Origin of the sequence: Novosphingobium sp. CCH12-A3 (assembly GCF_001556015.1) — a bacterium.
GTDB classification, from domain to species: domain Bacteria; phylum Pseudomonadota; class Alphaproteobacteria; order Sphingomonadales; family Sphingomonadaceae; genus Novosphingobium; species Novosphingobium subterraneum.
On the sequence record NZ_LSIA01000106.1, the window covers coordinates 1 to 1,909 of the forward strand.

Below are 1,909 nucleotides of genomic sequence, written 5' to 3' on the forward strand. Positions count from 1 at the left end.
GAAAATGCAGCCCAATGGCCACACCCGATTTTACACCACATTGACGGACGCGACCACTACCCACCTCGCCAAGAGTGAATTTTGCATTCGGAACAAAATGGATGCGACGCGATCTGTCGCCTCTGCTCTCTACATTGCGAATCGCGACGACTTTAGTCGCATAAACGATGGAGAATCAGCATGAGCAAGGGTCGAAGCGGAGGCAGCTACCGCAGCGCGATCAGCGGGCGGTACGTCACCGCCAAACATGGCAAGGCCAGTCCGCATACGACCGTCCGCGAGAGCGCCGGTCCGAGCGGGAGTTCTGGTCCCCATTACCGCAGCGCCATCTCGGGTCGGTACGTCACGACCGCGCACGGGAAGGCCAGCCCCCACACCACGATCAAGGAGAGCTGATCATGGCGAAACGTTATGTGCGCGCCACCGGCAAGGATAGGCAGGGCGACATCACCCGGCTGTGCAATTCCGGCGAATATTGGTCGCCCCGCAGCAAGGCGGATGCGATCAGCGACATCGAACTCGGCCTGCATGAATATTGGGTCAACTGGACAAGTGCGCCCGAAACCAAGATCCGGGTGGTCAATGGGTCGACCGGTAAATATCTCCGGACCGACCGCGACACCACGTCGCGCAACAATCTGGACGATCTCCCCGATTGCTGAGAGCGTCACTGCCGACAGCCGGGATCTGGGCCGGAGCTGCACGCTCCGGCTCCGGAACCAGGTCAGGGCATCGAGGGAAAGTCCGAACGTCGATGCGCCTCGACCATCTGTACGAGTTCGGGCGGAGAAATGACCTCCACCGTGTCACCCCACATGTACAGGTGCCAGCACATCTCGAGCAGGCCTGCGGCTCGAAACCGCACGACGAGCGAACCATCCGGCTCTCGCTCCGTGGTCTGGGTCGGATGGAAAAGAAAGCCTTCGGCTCTGCTGACCGCTTTGGGGACGAAGCGCCAGGCGACATCATGAATGCCGCCTTCCTGCTGGTAGGAACCGAAGCATCGCTCGGCATGCGCATTCAAGTCGAACCCTTCCTTGCGCACGAAACTCTGGGGGAGAACGGTCGCCTCCTCGATTGCATCGACGCGGAAATGCTGAATGCCGCCGCCGACCTTGCCCATATCGACGGCAACGAGATAGCGCCGTGCCCCGAGCAACAGCCCGTGCGGTGCCACCACGCGCTCGCGCGCAACCGTGTCCTTCCAGCCACGATAGAGAATACGCAGTTGAGACGTGCCCTTGAGCGCGGTTGAGATAGCCACGTCCACCGTCTCGCTCCCCAGCAGACGAGGGCCTGGGCGCGCGGCATGGCCCAGGGCCATGAGGAGCGCTTCCTCGTCCGCCGCGAGGCGGCGACTGCGGTCATCGGGAATGAGCGCGAGGATCTTAGCGTGGAGGCACCGCAATGCCTCAACCTGATCCTTCCCCGCGCCCTTGCCCAAAATGTCGAGCGCTAGAGCAGATTCCGATCACTCTGGCTCATACCCGGCGGCGATAAAATAGTTGGTGCATTCGCTGGGTGTGAAGCGTGGCAGCGCATCGCGGATGGCGTCCCAGAGCTCGGGGACGGTCCGTGCGGCGGCCTTTCTCAGGATCGATTTCAACTTGGAGAATGCGTTCTCGATTGGGTTGAAGTCCGGGCTGTAAGGCGGAAGGAAGAGCATCCTTGCACCGACGGCTTCGATGGCTTCGCGCGCTGCAGCAACCTTGTGGGCCGGCAGGTTGTCGAGGATCACGATGTCACCGGGCCGCAATGTCGGCGCGAGGACCTGCTGCGCATAGGCGGCGAACCATTCTCCCGTCATCGGCCCATCGAGGACCATCGGTGCGGTCAGGCCGGTCATGCGCAATGCGCCCGTGAAGGTTGTCGTCTTCCAATGCCCATGCGGGATCGGGGATCGGCAACG

Annotated in this window: 6 protein-coding genes; 4 read left to right on the forward strand and 2 right to left on the reverse strand. The window is 62.0% G+C overall.

Translation table 11 applies throughout. From position 1 onward, the window contains the following. The 3 genes from AX703_RS28270 to AX703_RS07830 all read left to right on the forward strand — a co-directional run. A partial coding sequence (locus AX703_RS28270; RefSeq protein ID WP_231735448.1) for a hypothetical protein occupies positions 1 to 184 on the forward strand: 184 nt, incomplete at its 5' end. Continuing rightward, the gene (locus tag AX703_RS07825; protein WP_062343528.1) at positions 181 to 396 is read left to right on the forward strand and encodes a hypothetical protein; all 216 of its coding nucleotides are present in this window, start codon (positions 181 to 183) and stop codon (positions 394 to 396) included. The genes AX703_RS28270 and AX703_RS07825, both read left to right, overlap by 4 nt. 2 nt (positions 397 to 398) lie before the next feature. Next, positions 399 to 662: a DUF3892 domain-containing protein gene (locus AX703_RS07830; protein WP_062343529.1), complete on the forward strand. Its 264-nt coding sequence runs from the start codon at positions 399 to 401 to the stop codon at positions 660 to 662. 62 nt (positions 663 to 724) lie between these two features. Here the strand turns inward: AX703_RS07830 and AX703_RS07835 are convergent, their stop codons facing one another. Then, positions 725 to 1,270, reverse strand: coding sequence for a YafY family protein (locus AX703_RS07835; RefSeq protein ID WP_197423646.1), 546 nt, complete (start codon positions 1,268 to 1,270; stop codon positions 725 to 727). A gap of 39 nt (positions 1,271 to 1,309) precedes the next feature. Here AX703_RS07835 and AX703_RS27290 point away from each other — a divergent pair, with 39 nt between their 5' ends. Beyond that, positions 1,310 to 1,459: a hypothetical protein gene (locus tag AX703_RS27290; RefSeq protein WP_156451966.1), complete on the forward strand. Its 150-nt coding sequence runs from the start codon at positions 1,310 to 1,312 to the stop codon at positions 1,457 to 1,459. A 12-nt stretch (positions 1,460 to 1,471) separates the two neighbouring features. On the opposite strand, the gene AX703_RS07840 is transcribed toward AX703_RS27290, so the two are convergent. Then, on the reverse strand, positions 1,472 to 1,909 hold a 438-nt coding region (locus AX703_RS07840; protein ID WP_197423647.1), incomplete at its 5' end, for an IS630 family transposase.